The organism is Polyangium sorediatum (assembly GCF_029946465.1).
Taxonomy (GTDB): Bacteria; Myxococcota_A; Polyangia; order Polyangiales; family Polyangiaceae; genus Polyangium; species Polyangium fumosum.
Genome location: NZ_JARZHI010000085.1, coordinates 1 through 15,299, shown reverse-complemented (window position 1 = coordinate 15,299; position 15,299 = coordinate 1). Strand labels below are relative to the sequence as shown.

The 15,299-nt window shown below is 69.4% G+C and carries 12 protein-coding genes, 1 tRNA gene and 1 pseudogene; 6 read left to right on the top strand and 8 right to left on the bottom strand.

The features are described 5' to 3' along the window. Window positions 1-148: 148 nt before the first annotated feature. The 7 genes from QHF89_RS43950 to QHF89_RS43920 form a co-directional block, all read right to left on the bottom strand. Window positions 149-391 (bottom strand): hypothetical protein, encoded by a 243-nt coding sequence (locus QHF89_RS43950; protein ID WP_136971479.1) that lies wholly within the window; start codon window positions 389-391, stop codon window positions 149-151. Window positions 392-847: 456 nt separating this feature from the next. Then, on the bottom strand, window positions 848-1,552 hold the full coding sequence (locus tag QHF89_RS43945) for a dienelactone hydrolase family protein (RefSeq protein WP_136971480.1): 705 nt from the start codon (window positions 1,550-1,552) through the stop codon (window positions 848-850). 11 nt (window positions 1,553-1,563) lie between these two features. Continuing rightward, a complete protein-coding gene (locus tag QHF89_RS43940; RefSeq protein WP_136971481.1) occupies window positions 1,564-3,954 on the bottom strand; it encodes an efflux RND transporter permease subunit in 2,391 nt (796 codons plus the stop codon). Window positions 3,955-4,006: 52 nt separating this feature from the next. After that, window positions 4,007-4,690: a tetratricopeptide repeat protein gene (locus QHF89_RS43935; RefSeq protein ID WP_136971482.1), complete on the bottom strand. Its 684-nt coding sequence runs from the start codon at window positions 4,688-4,690 to the stop codon at window positions 4,007-4,009. Window positions 4,691-4,752: 62 nt separating this feature from the next. Continuing rightward, a complete protein-coding gene (locus tag QHF89_RS43930) occupies window positions 4,753-5,586 on the bottom strand; it encodes a substrate-binding domain-containing protein (RefSeq protein ID WP_136971483.1) in 834 nt (277 codons plus the stop codon). Window positions 5,587-5,725: 139 nt separating this feature from the next. Then, a complete protein-coding gene (locus tag QHF89_RS43925) occupies window positions 5,726-8,014 on the bottom strand; it encodes an amylo-alpha-1,6-glucosidase (protein ID WP_136971484.1) in 2,289 nt (762 codons plus the stop codon). After that, window positions 8,014-8,391 carry a response regulator gene (locus QHF89_RS43920; RefSeq protein WP_284721731.1) on the bottom strand — a complete coding sequence of 126 codons (378 nt, stop codon included), beginning with the start codon at window positions 8,389-8,391 and terminating at the stop codon, window positions 8,014-8,016. Before QHF89_RS43920 ends, QHF89_RS43925 begins: the two co-directional genes overlap by 1 nt. Window positions 8,392-8,757: 366 nt before the next feature. Between QHF89_RS43920 and QHF89_RS43915 the strand changes: the two genes are divergently transcribed. Continuing rightward, window positions 8,758-8,841, top strand: a tRNA-Leu gene (locus tag QHF89_RS43915). A gap of 208 nt (window positions 8,842-9,049) precedes the next feature. After that, window positions 9,050-10,333 carry a hypothetical protein gene (locus QHF89_RS43910; RefSeq protein ID WP_136971486.1) on the top strand — a complete coding sequence of 428 codons (1,284 nt, stop codon included), beginning with the start codon at window positions 9,050-9,052 and terminating at the stop codon, window positions 10,331-10,333. 87 nt (window positions 10,334-10,420) lie between these two features. Here QHF89_RS43910 and QHF89_RS43905 read toward each other — a convergent pair whose 3' ends face one another. Then, window positions 10,421-11,599, bottom strand: a complete 1,179-nt coding sequence (locus QHF89_RS43905; protein WP_136971487.1) for an AAA family ATPase — start codon at window positions 11,597-11,599, stop codon at window positions 10,421-10,423. A gap of 127 nt (window positions 11,600-11,726) precedes the next feature. On the opposite strand from QHF89_RS43905, the gene QHF89_RS43900 reads away from it, so the two are divergent. The 4 genes and pseudogenes from QHF89_RS43900 to QHF89_RS43885 all read left to right on the top strand — a co-directional run. Next, window positions 11,727-12,665 (top strand): thioredoxin family protein, encoded by a 939-nt coding sequence (locus QHF89_RS43900; RefSeq protein WP_136933353.1) that lies wholly within the window; start codon window positions 11,727-11,729, stop codon window positions 12,663-12,665. 67 nt (window positions 12,666-12,732) lie between these two features. Beyond that, entirely contained in the window at window positions 12,733-13,008 is a 276-nt protein-coding gene (locus QHF89_RS43895; RefSeq protein WP_136971488.1) for a hypothetical protein, read from the top strand. After that, a complete protein-coding gene (locus tag QHF89_RS43890; protein ID WP_136971489.1) occupies window positions 13,008-14,156 on the top strand; it encodes a serine/threonine-protein kinase in 1,149 nt (382 codons plus the stop codon). Before QHF89_RS43895 ends, QHF89_RS43890 begins: the two co-directional genes overlap by 1 nt. Next, window positions 14,143-15,299, top strand: a pseudogene (locus QHF89_RS43885) (hypothetical protein); the annotation flags it as partial. The gene QHF89_RS43890 and the pseudogene QHF89_RS43885, both read left to right, overlap by 14 nt.

The following is a 15,299-nucleotide window of genomic DNA, read 5'->3' as shown; positions in this document are numbered from 1 at the left end:
GAAAGGTCCGGTCGAAGAAAATAATCGCGTGGCCAGCGACGGTGTCTTCTGCCAGGACGAGAACGAACTCTGTGAAAATGGGAGACCGATCCCGTTCACACGGCGTTTCCGCGGGCCCGGACGCCGGGAAGGCTCGCTCTCGACGACATCATTTGGCCTCTTCCCCTGGAGCTTTTCGTGATTCTCGCAGGGCCGCCGCCGCATCCGATTTCGCATGTCGTAGGCTCGTGATGACCAGGTCCAAGAGCTCGGTCGCGAAGGTGATGACGTCACGAGCCTGGTACCCCGCGTTCATGAAATCGCGGAACATGGTCTTCGCGAGGACGTGGATCTCCGCGCCTGACATCGATCCTCGTACGGCGCGCGATTCGTCGCTGTCTTCCGGCGGCATGGCCCTGCTCTCCGATCTCTCCGCTCGTGGGAAGACCCATCGATTGCACGGAAGCGAGCAAGCTCCAGACCAGGCGAGCGCGCCCCGGGCGTGGATGAAATTACGGTCGCCGGACTCCACCGTTGTCGCGCATTCAATCGATGAGCGCGAGCGCGACTACGTCTTGTGCGGCATTGTGGGATATCGCGCGAGGCGGCCGGGTAAATGCTGCGCGTTTCATTCGCGGCATATGGGTGCGCCTTGCCCGGCCTCGCTCCGCCGCCGTGGCCATCTTCGAGGGCAGATGCCGGGTCGGAAGCCGCGCGACCGTCCGTCCGTGTCGCAGATCGGTCGTCGCGTCCGTCGCCGTCGTGCAGCGTCGCGCGTGCACATCCGGACGCTCCGCCCAAAGCGGTTTGGCCGATGCTCCAGGAGGGCTGGTTTCACCCACGCTCGGCAGGTCGCCGAGGGGGCCGATCAGAGGTGCGATTTCAGGAATGCGAGCGTGAGCGCCCAGGCCTGGGACGCGGCGGCCGCGTTGTAATTGCTGCGCGCGTCGCAGAAGAAGCCGTGATCGTGCTCGGAGAACTCGATGTTGACGAAGGGCTTTCCGTGCTTCCGCAGCGCGTCGACCGTGCTCTGCGCCGCCTCCTGCGGGATGAACGGATCCTTGCCGGCCCAGATGAGCAGGATGGGCCCCGCTTGCGTCGCGGCATAAGAGAGCTTGTCGGGCGCGATGCTCCCGTAAAAGGAGACCGCGCACTTGAGCGGGGCGACGCCGTTCGTCACGAACGAGAGGCGCCCGCCCATGCAGAACCCGAGCGCGGCGACGCGGCCCTCCGCCACGGCCGCGTGCTTGGCGAGGTAGTCGGCGGCGGCGCGCACGTCGGCCTCACTCTGCTCGCCCTTGTATTGACCCGCGAGCTTCATGCTGGGGGCGAAGTCCGCGTAGTTGCCCTCGTAGCCGGGCGTGGTGCGGTGGAAGAGATCCGGCGCGAGCGTCACGTACCCCTCGCGCGCGAAGCGCTCGGCGACGTCGCGGATGTGCGCGTTGACGCCGAAGATCTCCTGCAGGATCAGGATCGCGGGGCGGGGCGCGTCGCCCTCGGGTCGGCAGAGATAGCCGTCCATCGTGGTGCCGTCGGCGACGGGGATCTGAACACGCTCGGTGCGAATGGTCATCGGTTTCTCCTTCAAGGGGTTTGGCTAGGCGAACTCGACGCAGGGGTTTGGCCCGGCTCTTTCGTCGGAGCCGGCTCGGCGTCGGGCTTCGCGCGGAGGACGAGCCAGAGCGCCGCGGGCAAGGCGGTGAAGTCCGCGATCATCGAGAGGACGAAGGCCACGGCGGAGAGGAGGCCGAACTGCCGGATCGGCGGCAGATCCGCCATCCCGAAGGCCACGAAGCCGCCCGCGTTGATGAGCGTCGCGAAGAAGATCGCCCGGCCCGAGACGAAGAGCGTGTGCCGGAGCGCCTGCTCCACGGAGCCTGCCTTTCGGCCCTCCTGGAAGTGATAGAAGAAATGGATCTGGTCGTTCTCGCTCGTCCCGAGCACGGTCGACGCGATCAGGATCGTCGCGACGTTCAGCGTCATGCCGGAGATGCGCATCACGCCGAACATGACGAGGATCGCGAAGAGCGAGGGGATCATGGCCATGAGCCGCGCCGCCCCGCTCCGGAACACCACGAGGAACGTGACGAAGATGATGCCGACCGTGAGCTCGAAGCTCTCGACCAGCGTGGGCACGAGGCTCTGCGAGACGCGCGCCTGGAGCGGCGCCATGCCCACGGTCCGGAGCTCGAACTCCTTCAACGCAGGGTTCTTCTCGACGGCATTCTTCCAGTGCTTGTCGATGCTCGCCTGGAGCCGCTCGAAGGCCTCGTGCTCGGTCGCCTTCGAGATGATCGTGAAATGCGTCTGGCCGAGACCGTTTTTCTGGACGAACCGGCCGAGGAGCGGATCTACGGGCGCGAGGGACTCCAGCGTGCCCGCGAGCTCGTCGAGCGCCTCGGGGTCCTTGGGGAACGCATCGCCCGCGCCGCCGAGGTACTGCATCATGCGCAGGATCGTGGTCGGGCCGATCGCCGCGCCGACCTCGGGATCGGCGACGAGCCCCTCGTGAAACGCCTGAAATCCTTTCAGCGCGTCGGGCTCGGAGACGCTGCCGACTCCGCCCTTGAGCCAGACCTCGGTGACGGAGAGCCCGGGGATCTTCGTCTCGATGGCCTTCGTGTCCGCATAAAGCCGTGATCCCGAGTTGATGTATTCGACGGGATCGGTGAGCAGCCGCATCGGCTTGACGACGCCGGGCAGCCCGAAGAGCGCCACGGCGCCCGCGAAGGAGAGCACGATCGAGCCGAGGACGAGCGGCCAGCGATACCGATAACTCCACCGGGGCAGCGCCTCCGTGAGGCGGACGAACCACGCAGCCGCGACCTTTTGCTCGATCGCGGTCGGGGTCTTCAGGATCTTCTGCAGCGCGGGGAAGAGCGTGAAACAGACGACGTAGCTGAGCGCGAGGCCAACCGCGACCCAGACGCCCATCTGCCGGATGGGTTGGATGCTCGAGACGACGAGCGCCGTGAAGCCCACGGCCGTCGCGAAAACGGACGCGGTGCAAGCCAGCCACTTGTTGGCGAGGGAGAAGACCTGGTGCTCGTCGACGCTGCGATCCGCGGGGCGCTCGACGAAACGCGACTGCAAGTAGACGAGCGTCGCCGTGGTCGTGACGAGGATCGTCATCGGCACCATGGGCGAGACGATCGTGAGGATGCCGCCCGTGAGGCCGATGTAGCCCATGGCGAAGGCGATCGAGACGCCGAGCGTGATCAAGAAGGCCGCGAGCGTGCGCGCCGAGCGATAGAGGAAGAGGCAGAGGCCGATGATGAACGCGGCGAAGAGGCCGAAATACTTCGGCCCGGTCTTCTGCATGTCCTCGTCGAGGTAGATGTTGACGTAGGGCTGGCCGACCTGGCGCAAGGTCTTCAGCGGGGCGCCGTCGCCGCCCGTCGCCTCGATGGCGCGACGCACGGCCGAGAGGGTTTCGCGGCGCTCCTGGCTCGTGTGCACGTCGAGCACGAGGGCGATGGCGAGGTAGCCGTCGCCGGCGAGGCCCTGATCCTGGAAGAGCTTGGTGCCCGAGACGAACTTGCGGAGCGCCTCGGACTGCTCGGGGGTCGGATCGAAGCCAGCCTTGGCGCGGCGGTAAATGGAGAGCGCAGAGTTCGGCTCGACGCGCGGGATCTCCTTCAGCGCGCGTTCGAGTTTGTCGAGACGATCGAGCACCGCAGGCGCGAAGGGATCGTCGGCCTCGGCGAGCAGGACGGCGAACTCACCGGCGCCGAAGACCTGCTCGAACTCGCGTGTCTTGACGTAGTCGGTGTCGCTCGTCGCGATGAGCCGCTCGATCGCGTTGTCCTGCTGGACACGCGCCGCGAACCAGGCCGCGGGCGGGAGGACGAGCGCATACAGGGCGATGATGATCCAGCGGGCCGAGATGATGCGGGTGAAGAGCCGCACGAGCCACCCGGGCGCGTCGTGGCTCGGGCTCGCGGGGCCGTTCGGAGGGCTCGAAGAAGTCGACACGGGACGCTGCTATCACGATCCCGCGCAGGCCGCCCGTCGATCCCGCGGCGTTTCAAGGCGCGGGCGCGGTCGCAGCAGGCTTCGGGCATGTCGGGTTGCCCGCGTCCTTGAGGAGCTGCGCGAGGAGCGCCTGATCGTCGCGGCGAAGCTTTCCGCGGTCGGCCGAGCAGCGGCAGAGGTGGGGCTTGGCAGGCTCGACGTCGCCGAGCGCGATGTAGGCTTCGGCGACGCGCAGGTGGTTCTCGATGACGTCGGGGTCCTTCTGCACGAGGCCTTCGAGCAGCTCGAGTCCCGTCTCCGAGTCTCCATTCCGCAGGAGCGCGGCAGGCGCGACCACGTAGAGCGTGCCGAGCATGCGCGTCGCGGCGCCGTTGCGGAAGTTCGGATCGAGCGCGCGGCTGCGGCGCGCGTAGTGCTCGACCTCGCCGACCATGTCGGCCCCGAGCAAGCCCTTGAGCTGCACGAGGCGCCCCGTGACGACGGCGCGCGCGTACGTGTACGCGGCCGTGTCGACCGCGCGCGCGCGCACCTCCGCGTACGCGAGCTGGCGATCTTCCGGGGTGTCCACGCCCGCGGCGATGAGGTCTTCGAGCGCGTCGGCGATGACGAGCGCGTCTTTCGTGGCGACGGCGGTCTCGAGCGCAGCGTTGGCGGGGCCCTGCGCGCCGGTCACGCCGCCCCAGCAAGCGGGCAAGGCCGCGAGGGCAGCGACGAGGAGGAGAAAGGACCAGCGCACGGGCGGGAGAAATAACATCGTCGGCGGGGAGAAGCGCCCCCGCGCAGGCGAGCGAAGAGGCGCTACTTGTCGTACGCAGCGACGACGCCGGCGTAATCGGCGGATGTCGCGGACTTGAGGGCGAGGATGCCCACTTCGCCGCACGTCGCTTTGCCCTCGCCCTCGCAAATCTTGGCGAGGTTTGCCTGGAACGCTTTGCGTGCGTCCGCGGGCGCGGAGGGGAAGGCGACGACGACCATGGGCGGGAGCTTGTCGCTCGACCAGACGGACTTGATGCCGGCGGCGCCGTCGATCTTGCCGAGCTCGGCGAGCTGCGCGTCGTCGACGAGCGCGCACGCCGCGTCGCCGCTCACGACCTTCTTGATGGTCTGGATCGGGCGGGTCGTCGTGACCAACGTGAAATCGCCGAGCTTGAAGGCGCCCTTCGAGACGACCTTGTCGATGAACTTGGGATCGTCGGCGTGGTCGCTGGCGAGCGCCTTGCCCTTGCAACCCGCGAGGTCCGCGGCGCTCTTGCTGATGAGGTGATACTGCTGGCCGCCGGCGCGATTGACCGCGACCTGGCCGATGATGTCGAGGTTGTGCTTGGCCTTGAGGCCGAGGAAGGCGCCGAGCGAGAGGATGCCGTACTGAGGTTTCTGCGCGGTGATGAACGCCTCGGCGTTGCCGCGGCTCGTGTGATACTCGCCCTTCGCGCCGCCCCAGCCGTTCTGCTTGGCGGCGACGGAGACGAACTTGTCGACATAAGGCTGGGCTTGCGCCGCGCTCCCCACCCCATGCTCCCGGAGCACGAGGACCCCGACCGTCCCCTCCGCGGCCGCGTCCGCGCACAAGAAACCAGAGGCGGAAGCGATCACGGCGGTGGCGAGCAGGGAGCGAATGACAGTCGTTCGCACGGGTAGACCTCCTGGCTGACTTGGACGAGGGAGCCGGGAAGGTATGCATCGGGAGCCGTACGGACATCGGAAAAAATGAGGGGAGAGAGTTGCTCGGGTGCGCAAAGGTGGGACGGGCCGTGCCATGGGTGAAAATCCTTCATGGAGTCGTACTGTTGGGTGGGTACGTCCCGTCCTCCTCCCAGGTGTCCACGAAGGTCACCCTTACATCTCCCCGCATCGCAGCGACGTCCACGGCAGTATGCTCCTCCACACGTTGGTACCGAAGGTCGACTTCCCCACGACCGACGGGGAGGCGCTTGATCTCGACCCAGTGGAGCCAGCGCGGGAGGGTGGGGCGGACGATCCGAAGCTCGTTGCCCGGCGCGTTGGGCGAGAGGCCGAGCAGAGCGGCGAGGAGGGTGGCCCACGAGGCAGCGGCCCAGGCCTGGGGGCTGCAAGCGACGGGGTAACGGACGGGGACGCCGAACGCGCTGCGCGCGAAGCCGCAGAAGAGCTCGGGCATGCGGTAGGCAGGGAAGTGCTGCGAGGCCTCGAAGAGCGCCGTGACGAGCTCGAGGGCGAGGGGCTCCTGGCGGTAGCGCTTGAAGCCGAGGGCGATGAGCGCGTTGTCGTGCGGCCAGACGGTGCCGAGGTGGTAGCCCGTGGGGTTGTACCGAGCCGCGCGCGTGGAGAGGGTGCGGATGCCCCAGCCGGAGAAGAGGTCCTCTTCCATGAGCCGTCGCGCCATGAGCTCGCCGCGCGCGTGCGGGACAACGCCGGCCCAGAGCGCGTGGCCCGCGTTCGAGGAGACGGTGGCGACCTGCCGTTTGTCGCCGTCGAGCGCGATGGCGTAGGCGTTGTCCGAAGGCATCCAGAAGGCCACGTCGATGGCGTCGCGGAGCTTGGCGGCGCGTAGCTCCTCGGAGGCGGCAAGCGCAGGATCGCCGAGGGCGCGGTAGATGCGGGCCGCGGCGCGGCGGCTCGCGTAGGCGTAGGCCTGCACCTCGACGAGCGCGATCGGCGGTTCGGCGAGGGTGCCGTCGGGATGCGTGATCGCGTCGGTGGAGTCCTTCCAACCTTGATTGACGAGGCCCGCGTCCGAGCGGCACGCGTACTCAAGGAAGCCGTCGCCGTCGCGATCGCCGTAGCGATCCATCCAGAGGAGCGCGGCGTCGAGGTTCGGGCGGAGCTCGCGGACGAGGTCGAGATCGCCGGTCGCGCGGTGGTACTCGGCGAGGAGGATGATCCAGAGCGGCGTGGCGTCGACGGTGCCGTAGTACGGCGAGAAGGGGACGACGCCGAGGCGCGCGAGCTCGCCGCGGCGCAGCTCGTGCATGACCTTGCCAGGCTCCTCGTCGCGCATGGGATCGTCGCGGCTGCCCTGGTGGCGGTGGAGCAAGCGCAGCGCCTGGCGCGCGGGTTCGGCGGAGATCCAGAGGTAGAGCAGCGCCGTGAGGATGGTGTCGCGCCCGAAGAGGCACGCGTACCAGGGGATGCCAGCGGCGATGAAGGGCGCGTCGGGATCCCCGGAGAGGAGGACACGGAGGTCGTTGCGCGCCTTCGCGAAGATCGCGTTGAAGAGGCTGTTGCTCGTCTCGACGCCGACCTGGCCGGCGAGCCATTGCTTGTAGCCCGTGAGCGCGCGGCGCGGGACCGCGGGGCCGTTCGGGTTCGTCAGCGGCGAGGCGTCGACGCTGACGCCGAGCGTGATGCACGTGGAGCCGCCGGGGCGGAGTTCGATGCGGTAACTCGCGGTGCACGCCGCGAGCCGGTCGGGCTTGGGATCGAAGCGGACCTCGGTGCGCCGCGCGAGGCCGTCGGCGCCGTCGTACCGGAAGCGCAGGACGGCCGGCATGTGCTCGGGCGCGTGTGGCTTGCCTTTGCGCGCGCCCTGCACGATGCCGCGGACCTCGAACATGTCGGAGAAGTCGGCCTCGAAGTGGAGCTCGACGTCGAGCGTGACGGGGAAGCGGTTGTAGTTCTGGAACGTGAGCGACTCGTTGACCTCGGTGGGACGAACCAGGCGGTAGCGGCGGATCTGGATGGTCTGCTCGTGGACGGCCTGGCCCTCGGGCGTGACGAGGTTCGGGTTCGTGAGGACCTGCGCGCCGAGGAAATGCGCGTGGTCGCTGGAGAGGAGGATGGTCGGGCGGAGGCCCTGGATGGCGAGCTCGTAGCTGCTCAAGAAGCGCGTGTCGCCGAGGTAGAGGCCGTACCCCTCGCGGTTCTTGCGCGGGACGTTGCCCTCGGCGTCCGTGAGCAGGAAGAGGTCGCCTTCCTTGAGCAGGGTGGCCTCGCGGATGTCGCGCGCGGAAGGCGGCGCGTCGAGGGAGACGATGCCGGCGGGCGTGTTCGCCTGTGGCGCAGGCAGGGGAGCGGGCGGGACGCGGTCGACGGGGGGAGCGAGATCGCCGCGCGCAGGGCCGTCGTCGGGAGGGCCGTTCATCAGGCCACCTCTTCATGGGGACGCTCGACTTCGCGCGCGACGGCGTCGAGGAGGTCGCTCACGTCGAACGGCTTCGAGAGGACACGGCGGACCTGCGGCGTGAGCCTGAGCTGGGCAAGGAACGCGGAGACGACGATGACGGGCGTGCGCCGCGTCTCCGCCTGCTCCGACAGCTCTTCGAGGACCGCGTTGCCGTCTTTGCCCGGCAGCATGAGGTCGAGCAGGACGAGGTCGGCGTGCTCGCGCTGGACGATCGCGGCGGCCTCGATGCCATCGGCGACGCCGACGACGTCGTAGCCCTCGGCGCCGAGCAGGAAGGTCTCGAGATCCCGGAGCTCGGGGTCGTCCTCCACGACGACGATCTTCTTCCTCGGCACGAAAAGGCTCCTCCAGTCGGTGGGGAAGGCAAACGCGCCCGCAGCGTCGAGCGCGCGGCCGGTCGCTGCACGAGCGACCCCCAGAGACCCAAGGTGCTCGCGCCTCGCCATCAGGGGTTCGCGGAGCACGTACGGTGCCGCGCCCGTGTGGCGGACGCGCACGTGCAGGCGTGCTCGGCAAGGCGCGAGCGCTCCGAAGCGCGAGGAAGCGCACGCGGCGCGGTTTTTCGCGGCGCTTCGGGGGGCGGCCGTGAAGGAGACGAAAAGCGAAATTCGTCCTTGCGCGCGGGGCTTCGGCCGATCTATCTATACGCCCCCGTTGGCCGAGGGGCCGGCGGAGCGATGTCCTTCACGGGAAGGCATCACGCGAAGATGGCGGAATTGGCAGACGCGCTGGATTCAGGTTCCAGTGCCTTAACCGGCGTGGGGGTTCAAGTCCCCCTCTTCGCACAGTTGTCGATTGGACAAACACGTCGCCGAGGGATTCGCGACTTCGCTTGGATGAGGTAGGCAGCCGTGATCCCTCGTGGTTCACGGTGCCAGCCTTGACGAGGACGATCCAATGTCGCATGGCGCGCCGGGGGGCTCGGGGGGGATGAAGCAGGTTCGCTCCCCAGCGGTCGCGGCCGGCGCATGGGCCTTCGGGGTCGTCGGTGTCATGACGAGCCTGCTTCTCGGCCTTGTCCCCATTGGGTGCAAGCAAGGCAAGACGGAGGGCGGCGCAGCGCCGGCCCCGAGCGCATCGGCGGCGACGAGCGCGGCCGCGGATCCGCCCGCGACCTCGGCGAGCGTCGCGCAAGCGCCTCCGCCTCCGTCGAGCGAGCCAGTGGGCTCGGGCGTGTCGTCGTTCGTCGCGGCCGCGCAGACCGAGGGGTGCAAGGCGCAGAGCGGGGACATCGCGACGTACCTGCAACGCGGCGAAGTGACGGTCGCGGGGAGCGAGGGGTCGCTCGCCGCCGCCTGGCTCATCAAGCTCGCCGCGAACAAGCCGGGCGCGCAGCTCGCGTTCGCTGGGTTCGCCCTCGACGCGAAGCAGGTGGCGCGCGCGCGTGGCATCGGGACGGCCAACGAGACGGCGCCGCGAATCTTCGCGAACGGGGCTGGCTGGACGCTCGTGTGGTTCGACGAAAACGGGCTGGCGTACACGAAGCCGCGCTGGGAGACGGCGCCGGCGCCCGTGATCGAGCACCTGAGCACGGTGAACGCCGCGAACGCGGACGACGTGGCCCTCGCCGCGACGCCCGCCGGGGCGATCGTCGCGGTGGCGCCGTTCAACATGGAGAAGGCGCAGCTCGGGCTGTTCCAGTTCGCCCCGACGGACGCAGCCGCGCCGGCCGTGCAGGCGCTCGGCGCGACGCACCACGCCCACGAGCCGCGCAGGCCCGCCGTCGCCGCCGATGGAACTGGCTACACGCTCGCCTGGCACGAGGGGGACGGGCGGATCGTCGTGTCGCGCTTCGATCTCGCGGGCAAGGAGATCGACGAAGCCTACACCCTCGCGGCGGCCCCGCCGGCCGGCGCGCCCGCGCGCGAACGCGTGAACCTCGTGGCCACGACGAAAGGCGCGATGGCCGTGTGGATCGAGGGCGACAAGATCCTCGCGCGCGCCGTCGACGCCGCGGCGCGCCCCGGCGAAAAGACGTGGCTGGTCGGGCGCGGTCGGGCTCCGGCGCTCGCGCCGATCGGCGACGGCGCGCTCGTCGTGTTCCTTGGTCAAGAGGGCGGCAAGGACGATCAGGTCCTCGCGGTGAAGCTCTCGGAGAGCGGCGAGCCGTCGGCCACGGGCATGCGGATCAGCGACGGGACGGGCGCGGTGAAGGACGCGGCGGCGGTCACGTCGGCCGGCCCGCGGTTGGGCTTCCTATGGGCCGAGCCCATGAGCAACGGCGTGAGCACGAAGCGCGCGATCCTGCGGACGCTCGAGTCGAGCTGCGTCCCCTGAGCGCGGGAGAACGTGTCGTTCGCGCACGCGTGCAGGGCGTGTCCTCTACGCGCGCGTGACGAGCGCTCGGCCTGTCGCGCCGCGTGATCAGGACGCGAGGAACGTCGACAGCTTGCCGCCGGCCGCGACGTGGGCCTGGGCCGCGCCGAGCTCGCTGAAGTCGAGGCTGCGCACGGAGAGATCCCGGTACCGGTTTTTTTCGACGAACCGGAGCTCGTCGGGGCGCGCCCAGTCGATCACGTGGGGCGACTTCGTCGAGACGATGAGCTGCCGGTGATCGGCGCAGGCCTCGATCACGTCGAGCAGCGCGACGATGCTGCCGGGGACCGCGGCGATCTCGGGCTCCTCGATGAGCAGCGCCGTCGCCTCCGGATCCACGAGCGCGACGAGGAGCTCGAGCCTTCGGATCACGGCGTCGGACAAACGACCGAAGTCCACGCCCTCGAACGTGATGCTGGCGCGGTCCTGCGGCGCGACGTCCGCGCGCGCGGAGGTGTCGCGCGTGATCTGGACGGCGAGCTCGCCAGGCGCGCCGATGCGCTGGCAGAGCTCGACGACCTTGTTGTACCGATCGCGGTGGAGCTCGAACCAGATGACGAGCGTCGACGCGAGCGAGAGCAGGCGCGCGTCGAGGCCCCGCGACGTCCAGAGGACGCCTGAGCGGCCGGTGAGCGTGACGCCTGTGCGATCCTCGATCGGGGGGCGCGCGAGGGCGAGGCCGAGCCAGCGGATGCCTTCGAGGTAGGCGCGGATGCGACGCAGGTCCTCGGGGACACGATCGGCGGAGTCCCCGGCGAGCGCGAGCGCGCCGACGCCCGAGGGGAGCGAGATGCGGCTGCCGTCGCCGAAGACGGCGCGTCGATCACGCACCGTCCAGAGATCCACGTTGGCCTCGTCGGTCCTCGCGGCGTGTTCTTCCCAGCGCATCGAGGGCGGGAAGGGCTCGTCGTCGTCCTCGAGATCTTGGAAACGCCGATCGTAGCCGTAGACGAGGTGCTCGCCGGCGTCGCCTTCGAACTCGCAGCGGAAGTGGCGCGGTTTTTCCGGGTCGCTCAGGGCGTGGACCGCGATGTGCGCGCCTTCGGCGATGCCCTGGACGAGGAGCGACGCGAGGGTCCCGCCCTTCGCGACGAGCACGGTGCGACGCGGGGCGATGGCGAGCTCGATCGTGCTGCTCCCGATCGCCTGGTAATCACCGATCGTCACGGACACGAGCCGGGCGGCCAGGGCTCGGGGAAAGACGGAGGTGCGGGCCGGTTCGATCATGAGAGGGCACCTTCCTCCTACCACGCTGCGTGGGGGGTTGGCGTATCCCTTCTGCACGGGCGGGACGCTTCATTCCGTCCATCCTTGGTTTGCGAGCGTAAGCGAGATTAGGCGCTAGAATTCGTGGGTGAGCGAGGCCATTTCCCCGAGGTCCGCGCTTTCGCGCGTCGCCCGAGCCGAGGGCCCGACGGAGCTCCCTCCTCTCTCGGACCCGTACCTGCGGGGGCCGAGGTCGCCGCACAAAAAGCCGCTCTCGACGCTGGCATTGACGTCGATCCTGGCGCCGTTCGTGGGCGGACCGTTGGGCTCGGTCGCCGCCATCGTCTTCGGCTGGGCCGCGCGTCGCGAGATTGACGGCGTAGGCACAGGACGCCGCGGGTATGTCCTGGCGACACTGGGGATGGGCCTCGGGATTTGCCTGACGGTGGCTTGGGGCGCGGCCATCGCGTTCGGGGTGTGGACGATGGAGCGGCGCCACGAGGCGCAGCTCGATTCGATCGCCAATGTCGTGACGGTCGGGGATACGCCGAGGCCGCTCGAGGGTTCGGTCGAGGCTGCGGAGCCTGCGTCGCCGCCTTCCAAGGCCGTGCCGGTTCTCCAGAAAGAGACGGCCGTTCACAAGGAGGGCAACGTCACGATCGTGGATGTTGGGATCTCGGTGTCGTCGCTCTCGCAGGAGCTCGCGAAGCAACGCGCGGCCGCGGCGGCGGCGGGCGAGACGATCGTCGTGATGACGACGAAGAGCGAGTGCGTCTCGTGCCGCAGCTTGTCGACGTCGCTCGAGCATCCGCTCATGCAGACGGCGCTCGCGCGGGTGCGGCTCGTGCGTGTGGACATCGACGCGTTCGATGAGGACCTCACGGGGCTGAAGATGCCGCACGAGCGGGTGCCGAGTTTTTTCCTCCTGGCGCCGGATCTCTATCCGCGCGACGCGATCGACGGCGGCGAGTGGGACGAGGACGTGCCCGCGAACATGGCGCCCGTGCTCGGCGCGTTCGTGCGCGGAAAATACGAGACGCGGCGGCAGAGCTTCGAGCCGATTCAAAACGGCGGGATCAAGCTCTGAAGCAGGCGCGCGCTGCGGCTTCGGATCTCGGGCGCGAGGCTTCCCTCCGCTGCTAGGATGCGCCGCCATGAAGCGCGCCGGGCAGATCTCGATCTTCGTCCTCTGCGTCTTGTTCAGCGTCTCCGCCGCGGTGAACGTGATGTCGGACAACAGCGAGGTCGAGCGCGCAGCCGCGGCCGTGGCGTGTGGGGAGCAGGGGCCGAATTGCCGCGCGCAGGTGACGCGGCTCGAGCGAACGCCGTTCGGGCAGACGTTCGAGATGGTGACGCCGAAGCGGACGGTGGATGTGGTCTGCCGGCGCGCATTCGTGATGGTGGGCGACTACGCCTGCAAGCTTCGCTGATGGGAAGGCCCTCGCTTCGGTCCTTGACCGGGCTCGTTTGCCCGCGCTGCCGCGACCCGAAGCCTGCGCCCGTCGAGACGACGGAGCCCGTGTTTTGCCCGCGCGACGGACTCGCGCTCGTCGCCGCGGTGGTCCTCGCCGATGCGGATGGAGATCCGTTCCTCGGGACGACGATCGCGGGGCGGTACGTGGTGCTCGGTCGGATGGGCGCGGGCTCGATGGGGGCGGTGTACCGAGCGTGGGACGCGGCGCGGGGGCAGGACGTCGCGGTGAAGGTGTTTCGTGGGGATCGGGGGCTCGGCGCGCGGGCGCTCTCGCGGCTCGATCGGGAGGCGCGGGTCCTCGCGATGCTGCGATCGCCGCACACGGTGCAGGTGCTCGACGTGGGGGAGGTCGTGCACGGCGGGCAGGACGCGCTCGTCTCGCCCACGGTGTCGCGGTTCCTCGTGATGGAGATGCTCGAAGGCGAGCCGCTCGGCGTCCGGCTGCGGCGGGAAGGGCGGCTCTCGATCGTGGAGGCGACGCGGCTCGGGACGCATGCGCTCACGTCGCTCGCCGAGGCGCACGAGAAGGGGATCGTCCACCGGGATCTGAAGCCGGACAACGTGTTCATCGCCCGCCTCGGCGGAGGGGCCGAGGGGGCCAAGCTGCTCGATTTCGGGCTCGCCGACCTCGGGCCCTCGCCGCGCGACCCGAACGACGCGCTCGGGTGCGGGGGTGGTCCCGTCGGTACGCCTCGGTACATGTCGCCGGAGCAGGCGCTCGGGGAGCCGGTCGATGCGCGCAGCGATCTGTATGCGGTGGGCGCGCTCCTTTACCAGATGCTCGTGGGCAGGCCCCCGTTCGTCGAGCGGGACGCGGCGCGGGTGATGGCCAAACACGTGCACGAGCCGCCGATCGCGCCTCGCGAGGCTGCGCCGGAGGCGGGGATCCCGCGCGCCTTGTCGGACCTCGTGGTGCGGGCGCTCTGCAAGCGGCCGGAGGATCGGCCGGAGAGCGCGCGGGCGTTCATCGAGGCCCTCGAGGAGGCGTGCGCCCAAGGCGCGGGGCCCGGCGTGGCGCGGCATGCAGCAGACGGGCGCGAAGCGGTTGTACGGCGCCCGGAGAGCCGTGTACCTTCGCGCACGGACAACGATGGATCCTCGTGAAATCGAAATGCTCGTCCAGCGCCTGCTCGCGAACCCTCACGATCAGGAGGCGCTCGCGTACGCGCATCGTGCAGGCGCGCAGGACCCTCGCTCGTACGCCATGTTGCTCGAGCGCGTCGGCACGCAGACGCCGGATCCCGCCTACGGCGCACATTGGCTGAGCGAGGCCGCGAACGTCTGGCAAGCGGCGTTCGGCGACATGAACAACACCGTGCGCACGTTGATGCTCGCGGTCGACAAGGATCCGATGCATCGCTCGGCCGAGCGGCTCGTGCAGATGTTTCGCGAAAAGGGCGACGTCATGTCGCTCGTCCAGCTTTACGAACGGCAAGCGAAGGGGCTCGCGCCCGCGGCAGCCAAGCCGGAGGTGCGCGCGATGCTCCTCAAGCTGCACGAGGAGCTTGGACGGATGTGGAGCGAGCCGCAGCTCGCGCGGCCCGAGCGCGCGGTGGAGAACTGGCGCAAGGTCGCCGAGCTCGATCCGCGCAACGTGTATGCGATCTACGCGGCGCGCGAGATCTTGAAGGCGCAGCAGCAGTACGCGGAGGCGATCCCGTACTTCGCGATGGAGCAGGCCATCGCCGAGGATCCCGAGCGCAAGCTCGCGCTCTACCGAGACGAGGCCGACATCCGCAAGCGCGCGGGTGACATGCCGGGCGCGACGCAGGCGCTGCGCTCGGCGCGCGCGGTGCGTCCGACCGACGTTGCGTTGACGCAGGAGCTCGGCGTGAGCGTGCTCGAGCGCATCAACGCGGGCGAGAACGTGCCGCAGCCGGAGCGCGACGAGACAGCGGCGATCTTCGTGCAGCTCGCGGAGACGTACGACGGGGAGTACGGGCTCTCGTACTCGTTGTCGGCGCTCGGCGCGTCGCCGGGGCACGACCGCGCGATGCAGCTCGCGGATCACTTCGGGGCGCTGCTCGGTCGTACGGGGGAGCTCGGTCCGCAGTACGCGGCGTACTTGAAGGCGAACCCGAACGGGTTCATGGCGAACGTGGCGCGGATGAAGGTGGGGAACGCGCAACCGCCGCCGCCGCCGCAGCCCGCGGCGCAAGCCGCGCCCGCCGCGCCGCAGCCTGCGCAGCCGGTGCAACCCGCGCAGCCCGTGTCCGCCGCGCAGCCCTCGCAACCGCCCGCAGCCGC

Bases quoted from the DNA above. Each gene is read 5' to 3' on its own strand.
- QHF89_RS43950 (WP_136971479.1), bottom strand. From the start codon at position 391: ATGCCGCCGGAAGACAGCGACGAATCGCGCGCCGTACGAGGATCGATG.
- QHF89_RS43925 (WP_136971484.1), bottom strand. From the start codon at position 8,014: ATGAACGGCCCTCCCGACGACGGCCCTGCGCGCGGCGATCTCGCTCCC.
- QHF89_RS43895 (WP_136971488.1), top strand. From the start codon at position 12,733: ATGAAGCGCGCCGGGCAGATCTCGATCTTCGTCCTCTGCGTCTTGTTC.
- QHF89_RS43945 (WP_136971480.1), bottom strand. From the start codon at position 1,552: ATGACCATTCGCACCGAGCGTGTTCAGATCCCCGTCGCCGACGGCACC.
- QHF89_RS43890 (WP_136971489.1), top strand. From the start codon at position 13,008: ATGGGAAGGCCCTCGCTTCGGTCCTTGACCGGGCTCGTTTGCCCGCGC.
- QHF89_RS43905 (WP_136971487.1), bottom strand. From the start codon at position 11,599: ATGATCGAACCGGCCCGCACCTCCGTCTTTCCCCGAGCCCTGGCCGCC.
- QHF89_RS43910 (WP_136971486.1), top strand. From the start codon at position 9,050: ATGACGAGCCTGCTTCTCGGCCTTGTCCCCATTGGGTGCAAGCAAGGC.